This is a genomic window from Methanothrix soehngenii GP6 (genome assembly GCF_000204415.1).
GTDB lineage: Archaea > Halobacteriota > Methanosarcinia > Methanotrichales > Methanotrichaceae > Methanothrix > Methanothrix soehngenii.
In genome coordinates this window covers 1058443-1081492 of record NC_015416.1, presented here as the reverse complement: position 1 = coordinate 1081492, position 23050 = coordinate 1058443, and the positions used below count along the sequence as shown (strand labels likewise).

Genomic DNA, 23050 nt, shown 5'->3' with positions numbered 1-23050 from the left:
TTGTGGGAAGAAATGAAGGCGGTTCTGGTATAGAGAAATCACTCTCTTTTCCGGTGGCAGATGCTGTAGACAGCCTGTCAGCCATCAGAGGAGGTTGATGAAATGAAATAGGAGAAAAGTACTCTGGGAGAAAAGTAGCCACCCTTGAGGCACAGGCATGCCAGGCCTACGAATACCATTAAATACTACTACTGCATGAGATTGGGCTGCATCCTTTTGCGGGGATTGCCAAGCCAGGTCAAAGGCGCTGGATTCAGGGTCCAGTCACGAAGGTGTTCGTGGGTTCGAATCCCATTCCCCGCACCTAATCACTACTAATCCATAAAGGCCGTGAGGCGTATTTTTTCCTTTGATATGTCTGACTATTTGGCAGCCTTCTCTAGCTATACCTTTAACGATTCTTTGATTTGTCTTTTAATCTCTGAGAATTCTTCATCACTGATGCGATAAGACTCGATTTTAGAACCACTCCACCAGTCGAATTTAGCCTCATTAAGAATGCTGATGAGCAGTGTATGTGTCTCAAGCCAATCATAATCTATGCCATGCTCACTCAGTGCTTTTGTGAATTGGGGGCAGATGTAAGCTATGCATTTTGGCGTCTTATGCGTTTTAAGAATGCAACCTATATCGCTGGAATAAGGGCAAGATCTTGTTAAGTCGCCCACGCCATAAATCCTTATTCGCTCTTCATCCAGCTCGCTGCAACCGGCGATAATTTTTGGATATTCAACGACATTTTCATTGCAGCAACCATTACATGTTCTGCCATAATTCTCTTTACAGTAGCCAGTACTCTCAAAAAAATTATGAAGCAATAACTCCAGCTCCAGGTACCTGGCCAGGGGCTTGCTTAAAACGGGGGAGATTCTCTCAGGCATAATGGCTTTCTCGGCTCCTCGCCATTTGGTATGGGTGAACTCGAATTGGAAATTCTCCGTGTCTCGGTGCCTCTGTGGTGAACCGCGATGCACTGACCCAACCACAGAGGCGCAGAGGAATAAAAGACCATATTCTCTGCCTGAACTCACCCCCATAATTGAGCGAAGAGCCGCTTTCTCCCTGCCGGTTGGAATTGGATCCGATTTCAATTATCCTACCTGCATTTTCTACACTATTAAGCCTGTTCCTTAATAACTATTCCTGATACTAACGTGACCATTTGGATCTGCAGAGTTTGGCGCTATTAGGACAAGGACGTTATTGCCAATAAGACTCCCCGGCGAGAAGAAGCCGATAAACTCATTCCGCCCGGATCAACCCGAAATCCTCGCCATGCAAAAGCGCAGCATAAGTCCATGTGGCGGAGCAGCAATAGGTACAGCGTCTCACAATGCATGTGAGAGGTGTATCTGGGAGATATATCCGGGTCTATAATTATCATCTTTTGTAAAATTAAAATATTTTTACTAATCAATCAGTGAAAATATAATTACTTTTAGGATCATATGGCATAAAATGTTGTTTATTCTTCACATTGGTACTTAATGCGGTTTCTCGAATCCGTTGCAGAAGAGCTCGAAGGACCTGATCTGGAGATAAGAGTTGCGATGGCTAAGGGGGCGTTCAAGCGGACCTAGGAGAATGATCGAAGAAGGCTAATCATTTTCCGGCAGCTCCCTCCTCAGCCTGGCTGGAAAGAGCACCGGTTGCAGGTCGATTCAAACCTGCAGAACCGGTGCCGCCCATTCCACTGAAAAGTGCCTTTGCCCATCCAGATGATAAACACGATATATCGATCTGAGGAGGTCAGCATCATCTTGCCGGCTTAACCGGATGGAATGCAAATCCTTACCTTACGCCGGCGCGGGTGTCAGACCATTTATTCAATCCCCAGGGCAATAAAACCACCATTGCTCCAAAGAGAATTACCGCATATATTTGGGACATCATATCCATGCATCATCACCTCCGTTCTATTCCTCATCTCGCCCTGGTACATCTTGCACTATAAATGCTGCGGTCAAATAGTGAAAAATATAGATCAAAAATGCCTTCAAAGCAAAATTATCCTCCCAAATAATGAAAAAATTGGCATATTATTAAATGATAAATTAACCAAAAAAGGAAAATGGATTATTGGACAAAAAGGTAAATTGCCAGAAAATATGCGCAGCTCTCCTCAGCCACAACCGACATCTAGCGTGCAAGTGGCCTATTGCTCAGGAGATCCATCTGGCGAGATCAAGCTCGCGTCCGATTATCCTGGGGCCTTCAACGCCATCGGCTGGCAGGCCAAATGCACCCCGATGAAAGCCGCTGGCCTGAGGGCTCCTCGCTATTTGGAATGGGTGAACTTGAATCGGAAATTCCCTGTATCTTTTCGCCTCTGTGGTGAACCGCGATGCTCTGACCCAACCACAGAGGCGCAGAGGAACAAAAGACCATATTCCCTGCCTTAACTCACCCACATATTTCAGCGAAGAGCCCATAATTGCCTGCCGGTCCTGGCACAGCTTGCGCTGGATGTATAATATTATGGCAGATACACCAGCCTGTTGGACGGATCGGCCAGGACTGCTCTTGAATTTGAGGATTCACCCATACAGCACAGATTGTGTCTCATCCGCATCCAGTGTGGTATCATCATCCTGGGAAGACGGATGCTGCAATATGGATCCCACGGCGGAATTGTGATCGCCCATGATGAATGCCTCGCTCTTGATCACATCCGGCTCATCCTCTTCGGTTATAACGTCGGGGTGTAGGGGCAGAGAAGACCCCTCTCCTTCAGGGGAGGGGACGAATCGTGCCCCACTATTATGCAGAAACTATAAATATAATAAAATGCATAACAGATATCTATGCTCAAGGCATACAAGTTTAGGATCTATCCAACAAAGTCCCAAAGGACGAAGATGGAGCAGACCCTAGATCTATGCCGATGGACATACAATCAAACATTAGCCTATCGAAAGAATGCCTGGGAGAAAGAAGGCAAATCCATCTCAAAATACGAGACTCACAACCTTCTTCCAACTTGGAAAGAGATTAAACCAGAACTCAGTGGTGTCTTTTCCCAAACCCTTCAGAATGCCCAGGAAAGGGTGGATCTTGCCTTGAAGGCGTTCTTCCGAAGAGTCAAAGCCGGAGAGAATCCTGGATATCCAAGATTTCGGGGAAGAGGTTGGTACGATTCTTTTACCTATCCTCAGAAGGGGTTCAAGCTCAATGCTGGTAAGCTCTATCTTTCCAAGATTGGTAATATCAAGATCAAGCTACATAGACCCATTGAAGGCAAGATCAAGCGACTAACCGTAAGGAGAGCCGCGACAGGTAAATGGTTTGCATGCTTCACCGTCGAGATGGAAGATCAACCTAAGCCCCCCTGGAAAGACGGTTCTCTCGTCGGTGTAGATGTTGGCCTTGAGAGCTTCGCCACCTTTTCTAACGGCGAGAAGATAGCTAATCCTAGATTCTTCCGAGAAGAGGAAAAGGAACTCACCAGAGTTCAAAGGAAGCTCTCAAAAGCACCGAAAGGTACTCTGGAGAGGAGATCCGCCTCGAAGGTCGTTGAACGGGTCCATGAGAGGATCGCTAACAAGAGATATGAATTTGCTCATCAGGTTAGCCGGGATCTGGTTAACAGGTTCGGATTGATCGCTTTTGAAGATCTTAGTATTCAAAATATGCTCAAAAACCATTGCCTGGCAAAATCCATCTCAGACGTGGCTTGGAATATGCTTGTGACTCTGACCTCGTACAAGGCTGCAAGTGCCGGTTCGGTGGTGATCCTGGTAGATCCAAGAAATACATCTAAGATGTGTTCCAGGTGTGGCATTCTGGTTGAAAAGACGCTTTCTGATCGCGTCCATAACTGCCCTCATTGCGGGCTTTCGGTGGATCGAGATTGGAATGCGGCAATCAATATACTCAGATTGGGACTACAATCTGTCGGAATCAAAACCGTAGAAGCCTGCCCCTTTAAGGGGGCGGGAGTGGTCACGTAATAAGCATAAATCTGTTCCCCGGACTCACCATTCACGAGAGTGTTGCTGAAGGCAAATCCCAGTATGGTATCCTTGGGATGAACAATGGCCTGCACAACTGCCCTATCTGCCAGGTTGGACACGCATGCCAGGGCTTGAATCAGCCGGTCTTTCGATACCGCAAATTCTGCCAATAGATTGGACTTGACCATGATAATTCTCCTCTCAATATAGTCTGCGAGCCAAATATCCACTGGAGAGGTAGTCTGGGGGATAGTAGTAGCTGCTGGGGTAGATGCTGCCAAACAAGTAAGGATAATTGTATCCAGGATACCATCCGCTTGCGTATGGATATTTCCATCCCGCCCAATAGCCTGTGCCGTTTTCTGACTTCCAGATATAGCGCAGATCCGGTATCAGGTAGCCATTGACCGCCATGCTTCCTTTCGGGCCGCCGCCCCAATTCCACAGGTCGCTATATGTGCTCTTCGCAGGTTGAGCACTTAATTGGCCAATGTTGCCCAGCCACGCCCTGCCAAAATCGCCACCCACATATGGTGCAGAGCTTGAGCCTTGTGCATAGCAGCTCCCGGCCAATGCGATTACCATTAGCGATAGCATTAGCAATGCGATCATTGATGTAGCTATTTTCATTCCAACTCTCCACTTTATAATAGTCGACAGAGCGATAAAAGGCTTTTGATGCAATATATCGAAAAAATAAAGATCAAGCGATCACTTTTGCGCTCATGATCTTGACCTCTTTTGCCGGCCGGTCCATGGCACCGGTCTGGACCTTACCGATCTTGTCCACCACATCCATCCCCTCGATCACCTTGCCGAAGGCGGGATGCTTGCCATCCAGGAAATTGTTGTCCACCAGGTTGATGAAGAACTGGCTACCCCCGGTGTTGGGCCCGGCATTGGCCATGCTTATGGTCCCCCGGGCGTTTTTGCTATTTGGGGTGAACTCGTCCTTGATGGCATAGCCCGGCCCTCCCCGGCCTGTTCCGGTGGGATCCCCGCCCTGAATCATGAAGCCGTCAATGATCCGGTGAAAGATCACCCCATCATAAAAGCCCTTCTCGACCAGCTTCTTGAAGTTGCCTGCGGTGATGGGCATATCGCTGTAGAGCTGAATTGTGATATCGCCCATGCTGGTAGCGAGCAGAATCCGATCTCCTGCCTCTGTACTCTCTGTTGCCATAATCAAATCATCCCCAAATTTAGACAATCGCACCGGCCCGAACGATCACAACTTCCTCCAGGGGCCGGTCGTTGCTGTCCGTCTCGACCTTACTGATCTTGTCCACCACATCCATTCCCTCGATCACCTTGCCGAAGGCGGGATGCTTGTCGTCCAAGAAATTGTTGTCCACCAGGTTGATGAAGAACTGGCTGCCCCCGGTGTTGGGCCCGGCATTGGCCATGGCAATGGTCCCCCGATCGTTTCGATTATTATCAGTGAACTCGTCTTCGATGGTGTAGCCCGGTCCACCCATGCCCGTTCCCTCGGGATCTCCGCCCTGAATCATGAAGCCGTCTATGATTCGGTGGAAGATCACCCCATCGTAAAAGCCCTTCTCGACCAGACTCAAGAAGTTACCTGTGGTGATGGGCATGTCGCTATAGAGCTGAATTGTGATGTTGCCCATGCTGGTCTCCAAAAGGACCTTTGCACCTTCATCCTCTTCGCCAAGGCAGCCTGCCTGGACCACGGCGAGCACAAGGATGCCGATGGCCAAATAAGATCTAAGTCGCATCATCGAAAAATGGAGGACCTAAGAAGAAATAAGCTTTCCGGAGAGCAGAGAGTGGTGCTGAAGAACTCTGGCTGTGTCCAGATGAGCGCTATGAGTCAGGGAATATGTGCAAAGATACGTTTTAAGGCAAAGAAAAGGAATTGAGCCCCAGCCTCCTACTTTTTCATAGCCCGGCTCTCATCCACTACGATGTAGTCTTTGACCGCCACCACTGAGCTGAATGGTATCAGCACAAACTTGCCGTCCTCTCGGTACTTGCTGCGATCAAGGCCCGAGTTTGGCTTTACCACCAGGTCCACCAGCTTGCCGGTCATGACCTCGTAGATAATGTTCTCCAGATCTCCCAGGACTGTGCCATCGATGTTTACGATCTCTTTATCTCCAATGCTTCCCGCGAACACCTTTCCCATGCCCCTAAAACCCTCCTCTCCAATTTAATTGTCAAGACTTGAGCATCAATTCAAGCATCATGCACAGATTCAAGCCATCATTCTATTCCGCCAGGCTACCGGTAGCCAGCGAGCGAAGCCGGCTCAACCTTGATTCCGCCCTTAAACCTCTCGCCGATGCGCTCATAGTAACTGAGCATATGCTCCTCCACGCTCGGCCTCACCTTCTTCAAAGCCTCCCGGTAGTGTCTCATCTCCACCCGGTCCAGCCCTTCCCGCAGAGCAAGCATGGCCGCCTCCCGGCAGAGGTTGTCCAGATCTGAGCCCACATAGCCATCGGTCAATTCCGCCAGCTCCTCCAGGCTCACATCCTCTCCTTTGGGCGTCCTGGAGGCGTGGATCTTGAGGATCTCATGCCTCCCCTGCCGGTCAGGCGGCCCCACCAGGAGCATTCGGTCGAACCTTCCCGATCTAAGCAGCGCTGGATCGAGTATATCCGGCCGGTTGGTGGCGGCGATCACCACCACATCCTTCAAGGCTTCCAGGCCGTCAAGCTCTGCTAGAAGCTGGTTTACCACCCTCTCCATCACTCTGCCCCCCTCGTCCATTCCCCTCATAGGGGCAATGGAGTCCAGCTCATCGAAGAATATGATTGCCGGCGAGACTTGCCTTGCCTTGCGGAATATCTCTCTGATCGCCTTCTCCGACTCGCCCACCCATTTGGAGAGCATCTGCGGCCCCCGGATGCTTATGAAGTTGGCGTTGGTCTCATTGGCCACCGCCTGAGCGATCATGGTCTTTCCCGTGCCCGGCGGGCCGTAGAGCAGAATTCCCTTTGGGGGCCTTATGCCCATCTTCTGGAACTTCTCCGGCTGCTTGATGGGCCACTCTATGGACTCGATCAATTCCTGCTTTAGTGCTCCCAATCCTCCCATGTCGTTCCAGTTGACCCGGGGCACCTCCACCAGAACCTCTCTCATGGCCGAGGGCTCGATCTCCTTGAGAGCCTCCTCGAAGTCCGCACCCATGACCTGCATCTGATCGATGATCTCCTGGGGTATCTCATCCTCTGAGGTGAGATCGGGCAGATAGCGGCGCAGGGCTTTCATGGCCGCCTCTTTGCACAGGGCGTTCACATCTGCCCCGACGAAACCATGCATCCGGTCCGCTAATCCCTCCAGGTTCACATCATCCGCCACGGGCATGCTGTGCATATGTATCTGCAGGATCTCGATTCTGCCCTCCCTGTCCGGAACTCCGACCTCGATCTCCCTGTCGAACCGGCCCGGCCGGCGCAGAGCGGGATCAATGGCCTCTTCCCGGTTGGTGGCTCCGATCACAACCACCTGGCCTCTCTCTTTCAGGCCATCCATCATGGCCAGGAGCTGGGCCACCACTCTTCTCTCCACCTCCCCTGTAACCTCACCCCGCTTAGGGGCAATGGAGTCGATCTCGTCTATGAATATGATGGATGGAGCGGACTTTTGCGCCTCCTCGAAGATCTCCCTCAGCCTCTGCTCGCTCTCTCCATAGTATTTGGACATGATCTCCGGCCCGGCAATGGAGATGAAGTTAGCTCCACTCTCATTGGCCACTGCTTTGGCGATGAGGGTCTTTCCCGTGCCCGGCGGGCCATAGAGCAGAACACCTTTGGGAGGCTCAATGCCAAGCTTCTGGAAGATCTCAGGATGCTTCATGGGCAGCTCGATCATCTCTCTTACCCGTTGCACCTCTGAACCCAGGCCGCCCACATTCTCATAGGTGATTCCCGTGGCTTTGACCGATCGGACGCTCTTGGCCGGCTTCTCCAGGAGAACGATCTCCGTCCTCTCGCAGACCACCACCACATTATCGGGATGGGTCTCAGTTACCACTAAAGGCACGGGTTCCATCCGGCCTACAAAGGGATGGGTGCCGGAGCTCATGATGGGAAGTATATCTCCCGCCACCACCGGCCGCTTGAGCGTCTGGCGGCGGATCATATCAGCTGCCTCATCCCCATAGTGCATATGCGATCCGGAAGGAGGAGCGAGGACGATCCTCTGCGCCTCGGCGAACTTGGCCTTGCGGATCTTCACCTTGTCCCCGATGCCAACGCCGGCGTTCTGGCGGATGAAGCCGTCTATTCTTATATAATCCTGAGACCAATCCTGCCGGTCGGCGCGCCAGACCTTGGCTGCGGTAAGCCTCTTCCCCTCAATCTCGATGATGTCACCCGGACTGAGCCTCAGGGTTAGAAGGGCATTGGGGTCCAGGCGGGCGATGCCCCGGGCGGAGTCGTTGGGATAGGCTTTGGCCACTTTCAGAATTATATCCTTGAATTCACGCACAGTTTAGTTTATCTATGCTTCTCGATTTAAATTTATCTGGTGTCGATGAGGATTTTTTTATTCAAACAAGGGGAAGCTCCCTTCATCTCGCTGGACAAGAGGTGATCCGGGTCATTCAAATATCGCATTTAAATAGGACCGACTGTAATTGATTATCATGGGCCAGATGGAAGAATATGAGGAGTTGATAGCTGCCGCCAGGTGTGAGATCGAGGTGGATCTTCTCCTTCTTGGGGGATCCGTAGCCAATCTCATATCGGGCGAGGTTCGCAGATCAGACGTTGCCGTACACAAGGGCAGGATCGTGGGCTTTGAATGCAGCAGCGCTAGCCAGATCATCTCCCTGGAGGACCAGATCCTGGCTCCAGGGTTCATCGACGGCCATGTACATATCGAAAGCAGCATGGTCACAGTTCCAGAGTACGCGCGAGCAGTGGTTCCACAAGGCACCACCACAGTTATCGCCGACCCGCATGAGATCGCCAACGTCTGGGGTGAGGAGGGGGTTCGCTATATCCTGCAGTCATCAAGAAATGTCCCTCTGAACGTCTTCGTCATGCTCCCCTCCTGTGTCCCAGCCACCGACATGGAGACTGCAGGGGCAGCCCTGGGCCCGGATGCCCTGGTCGGTCTCTTTGAGGAGGAGGGGGTCATAGGCCTGGCCGAGGTAATGAACTGTCCTGGCGTAATCTTCCGGGACCCGCAGATCATGAAAAAGATCCAGCTGGCAGGGGGGCGGCTCAAGGACGGCCATGCCCCTGGCCTTTCCGGCCCGGACCTGTCTGCCTATATCTGCGCCGGAATCCGCTCCGATCACGAGTGCACCACCCTGGCCGAGGCAGAAGAGAAGCTGTTTTCCGGGATGTTCATCATGCTGCGGGAGGGAAGTGCTGCCCGGAATCTCTCCGATCTTCTGCCGCTGGTCACGCTGAAAAACTCTCGCCAGTTTTTATTCGTCTCAGACGACCGCCACCCGGCAGATATCCTCCGGGAAGGGCATATCGACTTCATGCTGAGAAAGGCGATAAATGAGGGTCTGGACCCCATAGTTGCCCTGCAGATCTCCTCTCTCAATGCTGCCCGCTACTTCGGCCTGGCCGACCTGGGGGCAATAGCACCCGGCTATCGGGCAGACATCGCCGTCTTGGACGGTCTGGATGAGCCGCGGGTTACTCATGTCTTCAAGGACGGCAGGCTGGTGGCCAGGGATGGAGATTTCCTCGCCCCTATGAATAGACCGGTCAAGGCAATGCATAAATCGATCCATCTCGCTGCTCTCAGCCGCCGGTCGTTTGAGATTGTGGCACAGAAGGGGCCAGCCCGAACAATTGGCATCGTCCCCGGCCAGATCATCACCAGATCTCTGCCCCTCTTTCCCCTGATCCGGGAGGGAAAAGTGGTATCGGACACCGACCAGGATATCCTCAAGCTGGCGGTGGTCGAAAGGCACAGGGCCACTGGCAATGTGGGGCTTGGTTTGGTGCAGGGCTTCCGTCTGGTGAGGGGCGCTCTGGCCACATCCGTCGCCCATGACTCCCATAACATCGTTGTGGTCGGAACCGGGGACGAGGAGATGCTGGCTGCAGTCTCAGCAGTCACGGAGATGGATGGCGGGCTGGTGGCGGTGGAGGATGGTGAGGTCCTGGCCAGCCTGCCTCTGCCCGTGGCAGGCCTGCTCTCGGAGAGTCATATGCAAGAGGTGGCAGAGGGCATAGCGGAGTGCATTGATGCCGCTCACAAGCTGGGATGCACGCTGGAGGACCCGTTCATGACGCTATCGTTTCTGTCACTGCCAGTGATCCCAGAGCTGAAGCTGACGGACAGGGGGCTGGTGGATGTGAGGGTGTTTCGGTTTGTGCCTTTGTTTTTGGAGGAATCCTGATAATTGTCAGTAGTGTGGCAAAAACTTCTCTAATGGCCACCATTCTTGAATCCATTCACGCTTGAATCTTGCATCTCCGTTTTGTGACTCCGGTGCAGGTCAGTGTAGATAGCAATAGCTTGATCCTGGATTCCCTGTTGAGCAACCAAAACGTTTTTCCTCCAATAATCGTATTCTGATGTAACGCAAAACGTCTGATTGGGTCAGAAAGGAAATGGTACTAAGGCCAGAGTGTCAGAATGGGATTAATGTATTATGCGATTCAGCTTCTCAGTCCCTGGCAACGTCTCTAGGATTTGGTGCATGAGTCACCATTACTTGGCTTAGATGCGCGTTAATGTAAGCAAAAGCGATTAAATAGAAATGCTGAATGAGGATATCCCAATGGAATTCAACGAATTCATAACTTTAAATATAGAATATTGGAATAAATATTTCAAAAATCTGTATACAAAAATAAAGAAAAAGGAAATTAATCTAGAAGAAGGCATGCTATTGTATCCAAATATCATGCTTTTCACAGAGACTGACAAGCATTTCATCCTTGAACTATTTGGCGCACAACGTGATTTTAAGGGTTTAAAATCTAAAACAAACAAAAAAAAGGGAATATCAACCAATATATATTTGTGTCAATTCGATATAAGGGATCATGAGGAACCTTTCTTAAATCTTGCGGATACACGTGGTTCTCATTTTAGGAACTTATGGCTTTCCAGAGAAATTGATTACGAATCCCTTAATAAGAGATTCATTTTTCGTGACATATGGCCAACAAAATTGATTCAAAAAAGCGAGAAGAACGGTTCCCTATTTGCATTTGGGGAAAATTTTAGATCCTGCTATATAGATAATTGTATTATCGTGAATAGACTTGAAGAAATCTATCGTATTAAATATGTTTTGCACCTCACAATAATCGGAAAATCGTTTTCGAAATGCGAATATTTGAAGGATATTAGCCGTAATCTTGAATCTCCATTAGAAACGTCAGATGATCTAACAGGTATTCATTACATCAAAAATGAATCAGAAGAAGATCATATGTTGGCCGGACAATTTGCAAATCTATTTCTTGTTCCTGGATTGAGAGAAACAACTATTGGAGATTTTCTTGAAAAAAATCCGGATTTCCTAAGAAGGGCCTTTCGAACTTTGTCTTGTAGAGATGTTTTGTATCAAAAGGAACTCAAATGGATTGAGGGAAATCCATACCCGGAAAAATCAATAAAACCGGATTTATTATTTGAAAGAAATGATGGTTGCTTTGATATTGGTGATTTAAAGACACCATTGTTAGATAAAGGCAAAATTACTAAAAGCGATCATAGGCGGAGAAGATTTACTGATGACGTGAACGAAGGAGTAGCCCAACTGGCAAATTACAGAGAATATTTTAGTTTTCAAAAAAATAGAGCATATGCTGAATCCAAATATGGCATAAAAGTTTCAGAACCTAAATTAATACTCATCGTTGGAAGCTATGAAAACGTTATTCAAAACGAGGTTAACGAAGCTTCAAGGACGCTTCCCCTCAATTGTATGGTCATCGATTATGATACCTTAAACCTAATGTACTTATCATCATTTGATGCTAGATGAAGCTGTCCATCAAAGCATATCGATCCTGTTCATCGGGGATTAAGGGGCACACCAGGAACGCGAGCAAGCTCCGGCACCTTTCGTACGAGCTTCCCGGTCATCTCTGCTCGATCGGATTGCTGCCAGCCATACCCGCCGCCCAAGCAGCATCGCTGCAGCCCCGCCCGGAGTCTCCGGAACAGCGAGCCCCCCGAGCATCGCGGCAATGCTCGCTGCGACATACTGCCATGGCGCAGGGTATTTACTCTCTTCAACTTGATTATGATTCATGACACGGCCCCAAAGGCGGAGATAAATATGCCCTATGATATTGCTCTGGGCCTGGCCTGGGTAGAGATGGGAGGATTATCGCCGTCATTAAGATATGCTGTCCCTCTTCTCACGGAGACCTATGAAGTCGATATAGATAGCCGCACAGTGCTTTCCATGTCATCCGGCATTCCTGCAGAGGAGAGCATAGCAGTGCTCATCCTCCATTACCTCATGGGCATGCAAAAGCAGCAGGGCTTCAGTCCCCGCGGAGATTAGATCTCTTCCAGGGAAGTCGAAGGAGGAATCTCCTTTCTGCCTGCTTTCCAGGAGTCAGTCATTAAGCCCCTGATCGAATGTCTCGGAATAGATCCTGATGGGATAATCAGGAACCTGATGGAAGGTCTTGGGGGCATCTGGCCCCCTATCGTGCGGGTGTCCCCTACAGCCATGTCTGCCAGATATGGATGCGCGCGATGAGCGCTCAATGCTGCTCGCTGGCCTTCCGGATGGTTCCTCTCTTCCTGGGAGGATCCCTGGAGGATGATTGAGGATTTGATCTCGATTTAGATAGCTCATGGTGCCCCGAGATTTGGAGTGCTCGCTAATGCGGAAAATGTTTTATGGAATAGGCCATAAAATGCGAACCGGTGATCGCAAATGGCAAAGATAAGAGGAAGGCCGGGAAAGACTGCGGGAAGCCCCGCCGAGGGAGTGAAGTTCGAGCAGGAGATCTATATGACTGCGGCAGAGATGGCTGACATGCTGCGGGGCCTGGCGGATGAAGTCGAGGCCCGAGGGCGGGTGGAAGCCTCTTTTGGCGATTGGACTATAGGAGTGAATCCCGCTGAGCCCCTCAAGGCGGAGATACAGTACAAGCATGATCCAGCTAATAGAGAGCTGGAGGTGCAGCTGAAGCTCAAAGAGAATCCGTGAGGATATGGTTTCGCTCCAATAGCAGGAACTCCTATAGCATCGCTGCTCTCATACCTCTGGTAGATGCCTCTCTGGCTCCGGGGCCCAGGGCGGGAATCATGCTCTACAGCTTTGCCACCCCTCAGGCGGGGGAGGTCTATCAAGAGGTCGATACGGCAAGGAAGGCAAAGCTGGATGCCGTCTTTGTCGCCGGCGGCCCCCACCCCTCCGCCCTGCCGGAGGAGGTCCTGGAGCACTTCGACTTTGTGGTGGTGGGCGAGGGCGAGGAGACCCTGCCCGAGCTGATCAGGGCGATAACCGATGGCCTGGATCCGGGGATGGTGAAGGGCATCGCCTACAAGTCCCAAGGTCTGATCTGTTTCACGGAAAAGCGTGCCCCGGTGAACCTGGACCTCTATCCTCCTTTTACCAGGATCCTCGCCCCCATAGAGATCTCCCGCGGCTGCCCCTGGGGCTGCACCTACTGCCAGACCCCCCGCCTCTTCGGGCGCTGCATGCGCCACCGCACTATCCCCGTCGTTGCCAGATTCGCCCGCCGCCATAAAGACATCCGCTTCACCTCTCCCAACTCCCTTGCCTATGGCTCCGACGGCAGGCGTCCACGGCTGGAGAAGGTCAAAGCTCTGCTGGAAGAGCTGTCCGAGCAGAAGAAGCCCATCTACTTCGGCACCTTTCCCTCCGAGGTCAGGCCCGATTTCGTATCTGATGAGGCCCTGGAAATAATAACCAAATACTGCGCCAATAAAACGATCAGCCTGGGAGGCCAGTCCGGCAGCCCCGCGGTCCTGAAGAGCATCGGGCGGGGGCACGGCCGGCAGGAGATAGAGTCTGCCTGTGAGCATATCCTGGATCATGGCCTCATCCCCCTGGTGGATCTGATATTTGGCCTGCCCATGGAGTCAGCAGAGGATCAGCATATGACCCTGGACCTGGCCAGATGGATTGAGGAAAAGGGAGGAAAGGTGAGAGCGCACCGGTTCATGCCCCTGCCCGGAACCCCCCTCTGGGAAAAAAAGCCTGCGCCCCTATCCAGCGATGCTGAGGCGCTCCTGGGCAGCCTGGCACAGAGAGGCCGTCTGACAGGATCCTGGGGCCGCAAGATCAAGGCGGAAAAGGATGAAACGGCATGACCTGTATCTGATCCGGACCAACTCGGACCAGTGACCGGCCAGGGGAAAAGGTCGCTAGAGATAGAACTGCTTGAAAGGCTTGCGGTATTCGTCTTTTAATTCGTATTTTATTGTCATCCTCTCAGGCATTACCTGAATCTCTTTTACAGATTGTGAGAATAGGAACCAGATGAATCCTCTGTCCGGGAGCCGGTACCTGTCTGGCAGGGTGGAGGTGAACTCAGACTCTCCCAGAATATAAGTGCGCAGCATCTCGCTTCCTGAGGCGAAGAGGAAGGGGAAGCTCACATTCTCAATCTCCCTCTGGCAGGTGCCCTTAAGCCGCAGGCGGTCCGCAAGAAATTTCAAATAATCGTCCTTATTTATCACCAGTTCTCTCATCTCGCTCAATCTAAGTCACCTCTTGCTGGCACTGGCCGGGATGTGAGATAAAATTAATCGTCAGGGAGTCAGCCGACGGTCTGCTTGATATCCTCTTCATCCACTATTATCGGGTTTTCATGATAGTGAGATCTGTCCATTCTCTCACAGCTACAATTATCACGATCTTTCTGGACCGTGGCGGATTCTGTCTCTTCTCCGCCCAGCTCATTGATCTGGCATATCAATCCAGAGAATGCCTCCACCTCTCTGGCGATAACCTCCTCGGTGGTCATGTAGATGCTTCTCTCGGATTCGACTGTGAGGGCATCAGGACCTCTGAAGACCAGCCGGCGCACTCCATCACGGCGAAGAGCCCTTCTGATCTCCTGGTCATGAGCTAGAACCATTCCCGGTATTAGCACCCTCTCTTTTATGTTCCCCAGATCCAGGAAGTTGAAATCCTCCAGGGTGATCAGGTTTCCTATCTCCTTATTCACTGCTACCACATTCACATCCTCTCCTATCTCCTCGAATATGGTCGATAGGAATGGATAGGCCACAGAGCTGGTGATGATGGTGGCGCTCCTCTCGATGGCCGGCAGTCGATTCAGCTCTTTTCTATGATGGGCCAGGGCGAAAGGAGCTCCTGTCTGTGGATCCCATAGAGGCGTCCCTATGACCCTCATATCATATCGTTCATTTATTTCAGTGGCAATCCTGCGGATCTCCTCCACGGAATAGGGAACAATGCCCGGCATTAACGGCTCGTTTCCAAAGATGAGCCCTTGCTCTTTGCTGTTGGCAAATGACATGAGCATCAGGCCTTTTGCTCCCATATCGCAGAGGTCCTGGCAGGTCTTCTCCAGCTGAAAGCCATCGTTTATGCCCGGTATGAGGACGATCATGGCATATAGATCGCATCTTTCGCAAAAGGTTCTGAGGTTTGAGAGCGCAGCCTCTGGATGTTTATCATTCACGTACCTTCGCCGAAGCTCAGGGTCAGTTGAGAAGACGGAGAAGCTTATCCTTCGCAATCCGGCTTCGATCAGGGGACCGGCTTCATCCCCCTTAAAAAAGCCCTTTCCGCTGGTGTAATCCAGGTGGATGGGTACAACGCCGTTGCTGAGGGTTTGAACCAGTTTAAGCAAATCTGGATGAAAGCTGGCATCACCATTCCCTTTTATGGTTATGGAATCCGGCCGTGATAATATGCATTGCTGGGATGCTTCAAATACCAACTGATCCAGGGACTTGAAGCCTGGCTGGATCTCAACTACTGCTCTAGAACAGTAATCGCACCCCTTTTTATGGGGTGGGCAATATTTGCATCCCAGCGGCTCAACCGTTTTCACTCCTTTAAAATAACAGAAGCTGCAAAATCCCCCGCAGTTATAACCAGGCCTGCCTCCTATATCAACGACTGCATCCATGTCTTTTAATTTGCAGTTAGAGTAATTAAATCTTGCGTCAAATATTCAGATAAGTATTGAAGAACGAATATGGCAAATCATAGCGCATATTCGGTCAGCCAATTGGCCAATTACATATTATAATTAATACAGAAAATTAATCTTCAAATAACATTTATGTCTCCCTATAAGGAGCGATTATAGGGCTGAAATTCGAATAAATATTAAATTTAAATATATAATATTCTCTATCAACCATTGATTTTAGTAACATATCTATAATTATTTTTTAAAAGATAGGGGAATTTCCCAGGTTTTAAGCAATCTTCATCCGATCTATTATGCAGGCAGCATTATCAGAAAAAATCATGTCCATTAGGCGACTTATTTTTTCATTTTTAATAATATTTTCCATAAATACAAAAAATTTGGCTAATTTTACCATTTGAGCAACTCTCTGGCACTAGAGAGCTCTGCCAGGCTCATCTGCCCGGGAGCGGTGCTCTCTCTAACATAACCATATGCCAGAGCAGAACCATACAAAGGAGCCACTGCCCGCAGGTGTCTGCCCAGATCTCCCATCGCGATCAGACATAAGGGCAAATCTGCAGCTAGCAAAAATTCTAGGAGATCCAGGTCGTCTTTCAGGCTCCTGGGCGTCACGGCGATCTTAGCAATCGCCGCACCTGCCATCTTCATCCTCTCTTTTATGGCAGCGAGCTCATCGATCCCGGGCATTCCCTGGAAGTCATGAAAAGAGACTATGACCGGCCTGCTGACTTGAGAGATGAACTCTTCTCTTAACTCTGCCTGAAGCTCGATATCCACCAGATCGGCGTACTCAGAGGCCTGAACGAGCAGCTCGATCCTCTCCCTCTCTGACCCCTGGAACTTCCCTCCCTCCGCCTGGAGGCGATTGGTGGCGATGATCGGCTTTTCTGTAGCCTCTCTGATGGCTTTTATCGTCTGAATGGGCTCAGTGGCCAGATCCAGCCTCAGCTCAATCATGTCTGCATCGGATGCCGCCTTGAGGTCGTCTGCTGCCCTCTCTCCCAGGACGGCAACGATCTGCGACCTTTTCATAACGTATCTCATCTCTCCACGATGCTCTCCTCAATCTTCATGCCGAAATGGCGGGCAGCCTCCTCCAGATGGACCAGCACCTCGTCCCCGGCTTTGAGCTCCGTCACCGGCCTGGGGGTGCCATCGCTGCTCACCAGCTTTATGGTCTCAGCATTCTGCAGCAGCGTGCTTATGAGCACACCATCTGCCTCCGCCTCGATGAGGATCATGGGCCTCTTCTCGATCTTCGCCCGGCCCACGATAGCGCTCCTGGAGAGGCCATCCTTGCTCACAATGGTGACCTCGTCACCAGATTTTAGCTCCGATAGATAGCGTGTCTTCTCCCCCACCCGGATATAGGCGTGAACCGCGCCGGCGTTCACCCGGAAGGGACGCGCAGCCACATAGGGGCTGTCCTCTGACTCGCTATGGACAAGGAAAAAGCCCTTGGCCTGGGAGCCGATGAGCATTCCCTCTCCTGGGACCATCATGTTGGCGGTATCCACACAGACCCGGTCGCCCATCCCCACCGGCTTGACCGAGACCACCCTGGCTGGTATGAGGTCCAGGCGCCCTTTTTCCGATTGCTCTGCTGCCCTCATAACCCTCTTGATCTCAGAGAGGTCAGAGCTGTCCAATAGCACTCCATCTGCTCCCTGCTCCAGTGTGGCCAGGGCCAGCTTTGCCTCATCCGAACTCTTGACCCCACTGATGATCTTAACCTGGCATCCCTGCAGGCCGGCGATCATATTCTCCAGGGGGATCACCTTCCAGTCGGTGCCGATCACCAGCAGATAGTCCACATGCTTTCCCATCTCCACTGCGAATTGCTCATACTTCTTGCCGGCAATGACCACATATGCGGCCTTGTTCCCGGAGATGGTCTTGGCCAGAGCATAGTCCATGGAGCTGTTCAGGTCTTTGGGCAGAGGCACCGAACCATCGCCCTCACCGTGCCTGCCGATCACCAGAATGTCCTCCGCACCCTTCTCGGCGCCAAAGCATGCTACCTGGATATTTCCCAGCTCCCGCACCCGCTCGACGTTCTCCCGATCCACGATTACGCATTCGAATCCAGATTCAAGGGCGGTGGTTATCTGGGGTTTGATCTCCTCCCATGATCCTCTGGCCATGAGCCACTTCTCTTTCATATGCGACTCTTTGACATACCATTACAAATCTCTTTTGCAGCTGCACGCCCTTATACAAAAGGTTATACGCCTGGGATGGCAATATAGAGGAAAATGGAAAACCGTCTGATCTACTCTCCAGTTGGCATATTGATCATGCTGGGCTTCGCGTTCTTGATTGCAATAGTAGTGAGCTTTCTTTTCCTTGATCTGGCCAGGACAGCCTTCACCAAGATCGGTTTCTCCTGGAGCCAGGCCCTCTTTGTGCTTTTGGCGTCTCTGGTTGGATCCAGCATAAACATACCATTGACCAACCTAGAGTGCAGCACTCCCATGGTCCATGAACGACACATTCGGGCCTTTGGCGTATCTTATCATGTCCCTGTGGTGAAGAGCTGCAATACCCTTTTGGCCATAAATGTGGGTGGGGCCCTGATTCCCTCATTGATCTCCATGGCACTCATCTACCGGTTTCCAGAGTCCATCTATTATGCACTATCGGGCATTGTCTTGGTGGCCATCATCACCAACCGGGTGGCGAGGCCGGTTCGAGGGCTGGGGATAGTGACTCCTGCCCTGGTCCCACCCCTTTGTGCCGCCCTGGCGGCGATCCTCATGGTCTATGTGCTGGGCGCACCTCATGATCTCATCTTCTTAATTGCTTATGCGGCAGGAACCCTGGGCACTCTGCTTGGGGCGGATATTCTCAACCTGGGAAAGATCCGCGACCTTGGGGCTCCAGTGGCCAGTATCGGCGGAGCTGGAACCTTTGACGGTGTATTCCTGAGCGGTCTGATCGCTGTGCTCCTGGTGTGAGATGGATCTAAAATAGTGGAAAGAGATAGAATGACAAGAGATTATTAAAAAGATGAGAAAAGGTGGCGGAATGAAGGCAAGCGTAATAAAAAGGAGGGTAAGATCATGAGCTTCAGGGGCTTTCTGGATGATCTGGAAGGGTCAGGTTTGATGAACCACGTGCGTGACCCTGTATCGCCCGTTGAAGAGGTCACAGAGAGATCCTGGGGTAGTGGGCCGATTCTATTTGACGATGTCTCCGGCCATAAGTGCTGCCTGAATATCCTTGGGACGAGGGACCTCCTGGCCCGGGCCCTGGGCATCCCTGCTGAGGATATGGTCCGCCACCTATCCCAGATCGGATGCCAGGGTCCCGTGCGAGAGGTGGATTGGTCCAGTTTCATGGAGAATGTCTCCCAACCGGATCTCAGCAGGCTTCCCATCATGACCTACTTTCCGGGGGACGGCGGCCCTTATATCACCTCTGGAGTGGTGGTGAGCCGCTTTGAGGACAAAATCAATGCCTGCGTTCACCGCCTGATGGTCCTGGGAAAAGATCGACTGGCAGCAAGGTTGGTCCCGGGAAGGCATACCCATCAGCTCTATGAGGCCGCTCTGGCCAAGGGCAAGGAAGTTGCAGTGGCTGTGGCCATAGGAGTGGATCCGCTGGTATTGATGGCTGCCTCCACCCGCGTTCCTCCAGAGATGGAGTTTTGTTATGCTGCCGCCCTGCGAGGCTCTCATGTGGAGCTGATTGCTCTGGATAATGGGGTTCTTGTTCCCCATGCACAGATCGTTTTAGAGGGATACATCACCACTGAAAGGGCACCGGAGGGGCCGTTCGTGGACATCACCGGCACTCGGGACCTGGTCCGGCAGGAGCCGGTCATCCGGCTAACCAGGATGATGATGTGCAATGAGCCCATCTATCATGGCCTTCTGCCTGCAGGAGGTGAGCACAAGATGCTGATGGGAGTGCCCTATGAGCCGCTTATCTACCGGGAGGTCTCCAAGGTGGCAAAGGTGAAGGACGTCATGCTTACCGAGGGAGGATGTTGTTACTTCCATGCCGTGGTGCAGATTGAGAAGGAGACAGAGGAGGATGCCAGAAGAGCGATCGATGCCGCTATCAAGGCCCATCGCTCTTTGAAGCATGTGCTGGTAGTGGACTCAGATATCGATATTCACGATCCTCGAGACCTGGAGTATGCCCTGGCTACGCGCATGCGTGGTGACGAGGATATAGTTCTTTATCCCAATGTGCGCGGCAGCACTCTCGACCCCAGGAGCAATGAGGGAATGACCACCAAGGTGGGTGTGGATGCCACAGCCAGGCTGGACCGGCTCTGGAAGTTCCAGAGGTTGACCCCCGCAGGGCATGGCTGAATGGGGCATGGATATCGCCAACGAATTGGCAATGGGCACTGCATGTGGCGATGCTATTTCTTCGGACGCTGAGCCTGAAAGCTGCAATTTGCAGCTAAAGCCAAATGACCCGCTTTCCGCTCAAATCTCCAGATAGAGGCGGATGCTGTAGATCGCGGCAATGCCCAGGATTATCGCCAGGATTAAGGCCATTATCTGAAACAAGAGTTCATCCATGCTATCACGCTCATCTTTATTCCCCTAATATCCTCATTTTATGACATCAGTCCTTGTCCGGGCAAGGCCAATGCACCGATCGGCTGGCAGACTCATCTCCTCCAGTGGATCCATCCCCGCCTCGGTTGACCCCAGCACCTGGGCAGATTTCACCCCGGTTATTATGGCCATCAGCTTCACCCTGCCCTTGAGCTCAGGCTTGATCTTTGCCCCCCAGATGACATTCGCCCTCGGGTCAAGGTCCTGGGTTAGGCTGCTGGCGATGGAAGCTGCCTCCTTCAGGGTCATATCCGGTCCACCGTCAATGTGCAGCAGACAGGCTTTTGCACCTCTGAGCTCCACGTCCAGGAGGGGATTGTTCAGAGCGGAGCGGACGATATTCTCCGGGCTCTTCTTCATGCTCCCCTCTCCTACCAGCATAAAGCTGGCCCCGCCGGTGTTCATGATGGTGTGCACATCGGCATAATCCAGGTTGATTAGCGAGGGGGTGGTCAATGTCTCGCAGATCCCCTGGATGATCTCGCCTGTAATACCGTCGACCAGAGAGAATGCTTCCTGGAAGGGCAGGTGGGGGGCGCGCTCCAGCAGGCGATTGTTGTCCATCACAATGGAGGTGTTTGCGTAATTGCGCAGGTTCTCCAGGCCTTCCTCGGCGATGAAGATCCTCTTCCTCTCCATGTGAAATGGCGTGGTGACCATGGCCACCACCAGGGCGCCCTCTTGCCTGGCAATTCTTGCCACCACCGGCGCTGAGCCGGTGCCAGTGCCTCCACCCATGCCCGCGAGGACGAATACCAGGTCTGCGCCGCGCAAGAGGTCCTCGATGTCCGTTCTTGCGCTCTCCGCCGCCTTCCTTCCCACCTCGGGGTCTCCTCCTGCTCCCATCCCCCGGGTGAGCTTCCGGCCAATCAGCATCTTCTCATCCGCAGAGACGGTCTCCAGGTGCTGGCGGTCGGTGTTTATGGCTATGGTCTTCGCCCCCATCAGGCCCATTCTTTTGAGTCTGTTGATGGTGTTTCCGCCTGCGCCGCCACAGCCCACGATCAGTATTCTGGGGATACCGAAGTCGTCGCCTGAATTTGAAAAATCCATGGCCTCCCGTATATCAAGTTCCATCCCTATCCCTTCATTGCTTTCTCATAATCAATTAGTGCCATCTGTTAATAACAATTGCGGATAGAGATAAGAATGATCAGACGAGAAGTGGCAACCAAGATGACGGGACAGACGGCTGCCAGGGACCTGGCGGAGTTCATCGCCAAAAACTACCCTGGCAGGGTGGTGGAGGTGGGTGTGGGCCATTTTCCCCATGTTGCTCAGAGGCTGTCGGATATGGGCCTGGAAGTGATCCTTACGGATCGGGTGGAGAGGCTTCTGGCGGGCATGATGGTGGAAAAGGACGACATCTTCGCCCCCCGGAGGGAGATCTATCAGGGAGCGGGCCTCATCTACTCCATTCGCCCTCCTCTGGAGATGCAGCTTGCCATGGGGGAGCTGGCGGCTGCGGTGGGTGCGGATGTCATCGTCCGGCCCTTGCAGGATGAGATAGCGCAGCTCGCTGGATTTGGCAGGAGGCTGGTCAATTACCGGGAGGCGAGGTTTTATCTGTTCAGAGAAAACGAGTAGAATTTATAGTTTTGAACTTTTAAACCTAAGGATTTCTCATACATCCCCTCAAATCTTCTTAAATCCTCTCAAAAAAAGCTATAATCCATTATTCTCACCTTATCAAGGACCATCGTAATGCAGGGAGAGATGAGCGATGAGATTGCACTACATCCAGCACAATCCCTTTGAGGACCCGGCAAATATCGCCCTCTGGGCGGAAGATTCCGGTCATGATGTCTTCGGGACTAAAATATTTGCGGGCGAGAGGCTCCCCAAAGATGCTGATTTTGATCTGCTGCTGGTTTTAGGTGGGGAGATGAACATCTACCAGGAGGATCTTTATCCTTGGCTGGCGGAGGAGAAGAGGTTCATACGCAGGGCTATGGATAGCAAGAAGACTATTCTTGGAATCTGCCTTGGCGCCCAGCTGATCTCAGATATCCTGGGAGGAATGGTGCATAAAAATCGCTATAGGGAGATCGGCTGGCATGAGGTGAAGCTGAATCGTGCTGCCTTTAGCTCTTCTGCTTTCAAGGGGTTTCCTGATAGATTCACGGCATTTCAATGGCATGGGGATACATTTGACCTGCCTAGAGGAGCGACTGGGCTGGCATCGACTGCAGCCTGCGCTAACCAGGCCTTTGAGATCGGGCGAAATGTTGGACTGCAATTTCATCTGGAGTCGTCCAGGCAAAGCATACGAAGGCTGATAGACAACTGCGGGGACGAATTGACTCCAGGAAGGTTCGTGCAGGAGCCAGAGGATATGCTCTCTGCAGAAAAGCATCTAAAGGAGTTATACAAGCATTTAAGAATTTTTATGAAAAACATCGAATTAATGGTGGGTCAGGATTGATCCGGATTGCCATCT

At 51.7% G+C, this 23050-nt stretch carries 23 protein-coding genes and 1 tRNA gene; 12 read left to right on the top strand and 12 right to left on the bottom strand.

What is annotated here, in order from left to right; translation table 11 throughout:
• Positions 1-218 precede the first annotated feature (218 nt).
• A tRNA-Leu gene (locus tag MCON_RS05420) sits at positions 219-303 on the top strand.
• Between the two features lie 80 nt (positions 304-383).
• Here the strand turns inward: MCON_RS05420 and MCON_RS05415 are convergent.
• Positions 384-1091 carry a hypothetical protein gene (locus MCON_RS05415; protein ID WP_013719015.1) on the bottom strand — a complete coding sequence of 236 codons (708 nt, stop codon included), beginning with the start codon at positions 1089-1091 and terminating at the stop codon, positions 384-386.
• 879 nt (positions 1092-1970) lie between these two features.
• Here MCON_RS05415 and MCON_RS16040 point away from each other — a divergent pair.
• On the top strand, positions 1971-2402 hold the full coding sequence (locus MCON_RS16040; protein ID WP_013719014.1) for a hypothetical protein: 432 nt from the start codon (positions 1971-1973) through the stop codon (positions 2400-2402).
• A 135-nt stretch (positions 2403-2537) separates the two neighbouring features.
• On the opposite strand, the gene MCON_RS16855 is transcribed toward MCON_RS16040, so the two are convergent.
• Positions 2538-2669, bottom strand: coding sequence for a hypothetical protein (locus MCON_RS16855; protein WP_269798846.1), 132 nt, complete (start codon positions 2667-2669; stop codon positions 2538-2540).
• Positions 2670-2804: 135 nt separating this feature from the next.
• Here MCON_RS16855 and MCON_RS05405 point away from each other — a divergent pair, with 135 nt between their 5' ends.
• Positions 2805-3950 (top strand): RNA-guided endonuclease InsQ/TnpB family protein, encoded by a 1146-nt coding sequence (locus tag MCON_RS05405; RefSeq protein WP_013719013.1) that lies wholly within the window; start codon positions 2805-2807, stop codon positions 3948-3950.
• A gap of 204 nt (positions 3951-4154) precedes the next feature.
• Here the strand turns inward: MCON_RS05405 and MCON_RS05400 are convergent, their stop codons facing one another.
• The 5 genes from MCON_RS05400 to MCON_RS05380 form a co-directional block, all read right to left on the bottom strand.
• Positions 4155-4583 carry a hypothetical protein gene (locus MCON_RS05400; protein ID WP_013719012.1) on the bottom strand — a complete coding sequence of 143 codons (429 nt, stop codon included), beginning with the start codon at positions 4581-4583 and terminating at the stop codon, positions 4155-4157.
• 73 nt (positions 4584-4656) lie between these two features.
• A complete protein-coding gene (locus MCON_RS05395) occupies positions 4657-5136 on the bottom strand; it encodes a peptidylprolyl isomerase (RefSeq protein ID WP_013719011.1) in 480 nt (159 codons plus the stop codon).
• A 19-nt stretch (positions 5137-5155) separates the two neighbouring features.
• The gene (locus tag MCON_RS05390) at positions 5156-5695 is read right to left on the bottom strand and encodes a peptidylprolyl isomerase (RefSeq protein ID WP_269798845.1); all 540 of its coding nucleotides are present in this window, start codon (positions 5693-5695) and stop codon (positions 5156-5158) included.
• 152 nt (positions 5696-5847) lie between these two features.
• Positions 5848-6102 carry a PRC-barrel domain-containing protein gene (locus tag MCON_RS05385; protein WP_013719009.1) on the bottom strand — a complete coding sequence of 85 codons (255 nt, stop codon included), beginning with the start codon at positions 6100-6102 and terminating at the stop codon, positions 5848-5850.
• Positions 6103-6197: 95 nt separating this feature from the next.
• A complete protein-coding gene (locus MCON_RS05380) occupies positions 6198-8411 on the bottom strand; it encodes a CDC48 family AAA ATPase (protein WP_013719008.1) in 2214 nt (737 codons plus the stop codon).
• A gap of 157 nt (positions 8412-8568) precedes the next feature.
• On the opposite strand from MCON_RS05380, the gene ade reads away from it, so the two are divergent.
• From ade to MCON_RS05355, 5 genes are all read left to right on the top strand, one after another.
• The gene (gene ade, locus MCON_RS05375; protein WP_013719007.1) at positions 8569-10293 is read left to right on the top strand and encodes an adenine deaminase; all 1725 of its coding nucleotides are present in this window, start codon (positions 8569-8571) and stop codon (positions 10291-10293) included.
• Between the two features lie 384 nt (positions 10294-10677).
• The gene (locus MCON_RS05370) at positions 10678-11895 is read left to right on the top strand and encodes a Shedu anti-phage system protein SduA domain-containing protein (RefSeq protein WP_013719006.1); all 1218 of its coding nucleotides are present in this window, start codon (positions 10678-10680) and stop codon (positions 11893-11895) included.
• A 297-nt stretch (positions 11896-12192) separates the two neighbouring features.
• Positions 12193-12423: a hypothetical protein gene (locus MCON_RS05365; protein WP_013719005.1), complete on the top strand. Its 231-nt coding sequence runs from the start codon at positions 12193-12195 to the stop codon at positions 12421-12423.
• Between the two features lie 381 nt (positions 12424-12804).
• A complete protein-coding gene (locus MCON_RS05360; RefSeq protein ID WP_013719004.1) occupies positions 12805-13080 on the top strand; it encodes an amphi-Trp domain-containing protein in 276 nt (91 codons plus the stop codon).
• Complete coding sequence (locus tag MCON_RS05355; protein WP_013719003.1) at positions 13077-14210, top strand: TIGR04013 family B12-binding domain/radical SAM domain-containing protein; 1134 nt, start codon at positions 13077-13079, stop codon at positions 14208-14210. The genes MCON_RS05360 and MCON_RS05355 overlap by 4 nt, the downstream gene beginning before the upstream one ends.
• Before the next feature lie 54 nt (positions 14211-14264).
• Here MCON_RS05355 and MCON_RS05350 read toward each other — a convergent pair whose 3' ends face one another.
• The 4 genes from MCON_RS05350 to MCON_RS05335 all read right to left on the bottom strand — a co-directional run bounded on the left by MCON_RS05350 (position 14265) and on the right by MCON_RS05335 (position 18195).
• On the bottom strand, positions 14265-14591 hold the full coding sequence (locus MCON_RS05350; RefSeq protein ID WP_232844375.1) for a hypothetical protein: 327 nt from the start codon (positions 14589-14591) through the stop codon (positions 14265-14267).
• Between the two features lie 68 nt (positions 14592-14659).
• Positions 14660-16003, bottom strand: coding sequence for a methyl coenzyme M reductase-arginine methyltransferase Mmp10 (gene mmp10 / locus MCON_RS05345; protein WP_013719001.1), 1344 nt, complete (start codon positions 16001-16003; stop codon positions 14660-14662).
• 417 nt (positions 16004-16420) lie between these two features.
• Positions 16421-17077, bottom strand: coding sequence for a type I 3-dehydroquinate dehydratase (locus MCON_RS05340; protein WP_052297528.1), 657 nt, complete (start codon positions 17075-17077; stop codon positions 16421-16423).
• Positions 17074-18195, bottom strand: coding sequence for a 3-dehydroquinate synthase II (locus tag MCON_RS05335; RefSeq protein ID WP_013718999.1), 1122 nt, complete (start codon positions 18193-18195; stop codon positions 17074-17076). The genes MCON_RS05340 and MCON_RS05335 overlap by 4 nt, the downstream gene beginning before the upstream one ends.
• 93 nt (positions 18196-18288) lie before the next feature.
• Between MCON_RS05335 and MCON_RS05330 the strand changes: the two genes are divergently transcribed.
• Both MCON_RS05330 and MCON_RS05325 read left to right on the top strand, forming a co-directional pair.
• Positions 18289-18990, top strand: a complete 702-nt coding sequence (locus MCON_RS05330) for a DUF1614 domain-containing protein (RefSeq protein WP_013718998.1) — start codon at positions 18289-18291, stop codon at positions 18988-18990.
• A gap of 105 nt (positions 18991-19095) precedes the next feature.
• A complete protein-coding gene (locus tag MCON_RS05325; RefSeq protein ID WP_013718997.1) occupies positions 19096-20355 on the top strand; it encodes a UbiD family decarboxylase in 1260 nt (419 codons plus the stop codon).
• A gap of 249 nt (positions 20356-20604) precedes the next feature.
• Here MCON_RS05325 and ftsZ read toward each other — a convergent pair whose 3' ends face one another.
• A complete protein-coding gene (gene ftsZ, locus MCON_RS05320; protein WP_013718996.1) occupies positions 20605-21687 on the bottom strand; it encodes a cell division protein FtsZ in 1083 nt (360 codons plus the stop codon).
• Between the two features lie 72 nt (positions 21688-21759).
• Here ftsZ and MCON_RS05315 point away from each other — a divergent pair, with 72 nt between their 5' ends.
• The gene (locus MCON_RS05315; RefSeq protein WP_013718995.1) at positions 21760-22197 is read left to right on the top strand and encodes a UPF0146 family protein; all 438 of its coding nucleotides are present in this window, start codon (positions 21760-21762) and stop codon (positions 22195-22197) included.
• 136 nt (positions 22198-22333) lie between these two features.
• Positions 22334-23035 carry a type 1 glutamine amidotransferase gene (locus MCON_RS05310; protein ID WP_013718994.1) on the top strand — a complete coding sequence of 234 codons (702 nt, stop codon included), beginning with the start codon at positions 22334-22336 and terminating at the stop codon, positions 23033-23035.
• The last annotated feature ends 15 nt before the right edge of the window (positions 23036-23050 follow it).

What these genes read in the sequence shown, in the direction of transcription:
- MCON_RS05405 (WP_013719013.1), top strand. Translation starts at nt 2,805, where the DNA reads ATGCTCAAGGCATACAAGTTTAGGATCTATCCAACAAAGTCCCAAAGG.
- MCON_RS05400 (WP_013719012.1), bottom strand. Translation starts at nt 4,583, where the DNA reads ATGAAAATAGCTACATCAATGATCGCATTGCTAATGCTATCGCTAATG.
- MCON_RS05395 (WP_013719011.1), bottom strand. Translation starts at nt 5,136, where the DNA reads ATGGCAACAGAGAGTACAGAGGCAGGAGATCGGATTCTGCTCGCTACC.
- MCON_RS05390 (WP_269798845.1), bottom strand. Translation starts at nt 5,695, where the DNA reads ATGATGCGACTTAGATCTTATTTGGCCATCGGCATCCTTGTGCTCGCC.
- MCON_RS05385 (WP_013719009.1), bottom strand. Translation starts at nt 6,102, where the DNA reads ATGGGAAAGGTGTTCGCGGGAAGCATTGGAGATAAAGAGATCGTAAAC.
- ade (WP_013719007.1), top strand. Translation starts at nt 8,569, where the DNA reads ATGGGCCAGATGGAAGAATATGAGGAGTTGATAGCTGCCGCCAGGTGT.
- MCON_RS05370 (WP_013719006.1), top strand. Translation starts at nt 10,678, where the DNA reads ATGGAATTCAACGAATTCATAACTTTAAATATAGAATATTGGAATAAA.
- MCON_RS05365 (WP_013719005.1), top strand. Translation starts at nt 12,193, where the DNA reads ATGCCCTATGATATTGCTCTGGGCCTGGCCTGGGTAGAGATGGGAGGA.
- MCON_RS05360 (WP_013719004.1), top strand. Translation starts at nt 12,805, where the DNA reads ATGGCAAAGATAAGAGGAAGGCCGGGAAAGACTGCGGGAAGCCCCGCC.
- MCON_RS05350 (WP_232844375.1), bottom strand. Translation starts at nt 14,591, where the DNA reads ATGAGAGAACTGGTGATAAATAAGGACGATTATTTGAAATTTCTTGCG.
- mmp10 (WP_013719001.1), bottom strand. Translation starts at nt 16,003, where the DNA reads ATGGATGCAGTCGTTGATATAGGAGGCAGGCCTGGTTATAACTGCGGG.
- MCON_RS05340 (WP_052297528.1), bottom strand. Translation starts at nt 17,077, where the DNA reads ATGAGATACGTTATGAAAAGGTCGCAGATCGTTGCCGTCCTGGGAGAG.
- MCON_RS05335 (WP_013718999.1), bottom strand. Translation starts at nt 18,195, where the DNA reads ATGAAAGAGAAGTGGCTCATGGCCAGAGGATCATGGGAGGAGATCAAA.
- MCON_RS05330 (WP_013718998.1), top strand. Translation starts at nt 18,289, where the DNA reads ATGGAAAACCGTCTGATCTACTCTCCAGTTGGCATATTGATCATGCTG.
- MCON_RS05325 (WP_013718997.1), top strand. Translation starts at nt 19,096, where the DNA reads ATGAGCTTCAGGGGCTTTCTGGATGATCTGGAAGGGTCAGGTTTGATG.
- ftsZ (WP_013718996.1), bottom strand. Translation starts at nt 21,687, where the DNA reads ATGGAACTTGATATACGGGAGGCCATGGATTTTTCAAATTCAGGCGAC.
- MCON_RS05315 (WP_013718995.1), top strand. Translation starts at nt 21,760, where the DNA reads ATGATCAGACGAGAAGTGGCAACCAAGATGACGGGACAGACGGCTGCC.
- MCON_RS05310 (WP_013718994.1), top strand. Translation starts at nt 22,334, where the DNA reads ATGAGATTGCACTACATCCAGCACAATCCCTTTGAGGACCCGGCAAAT.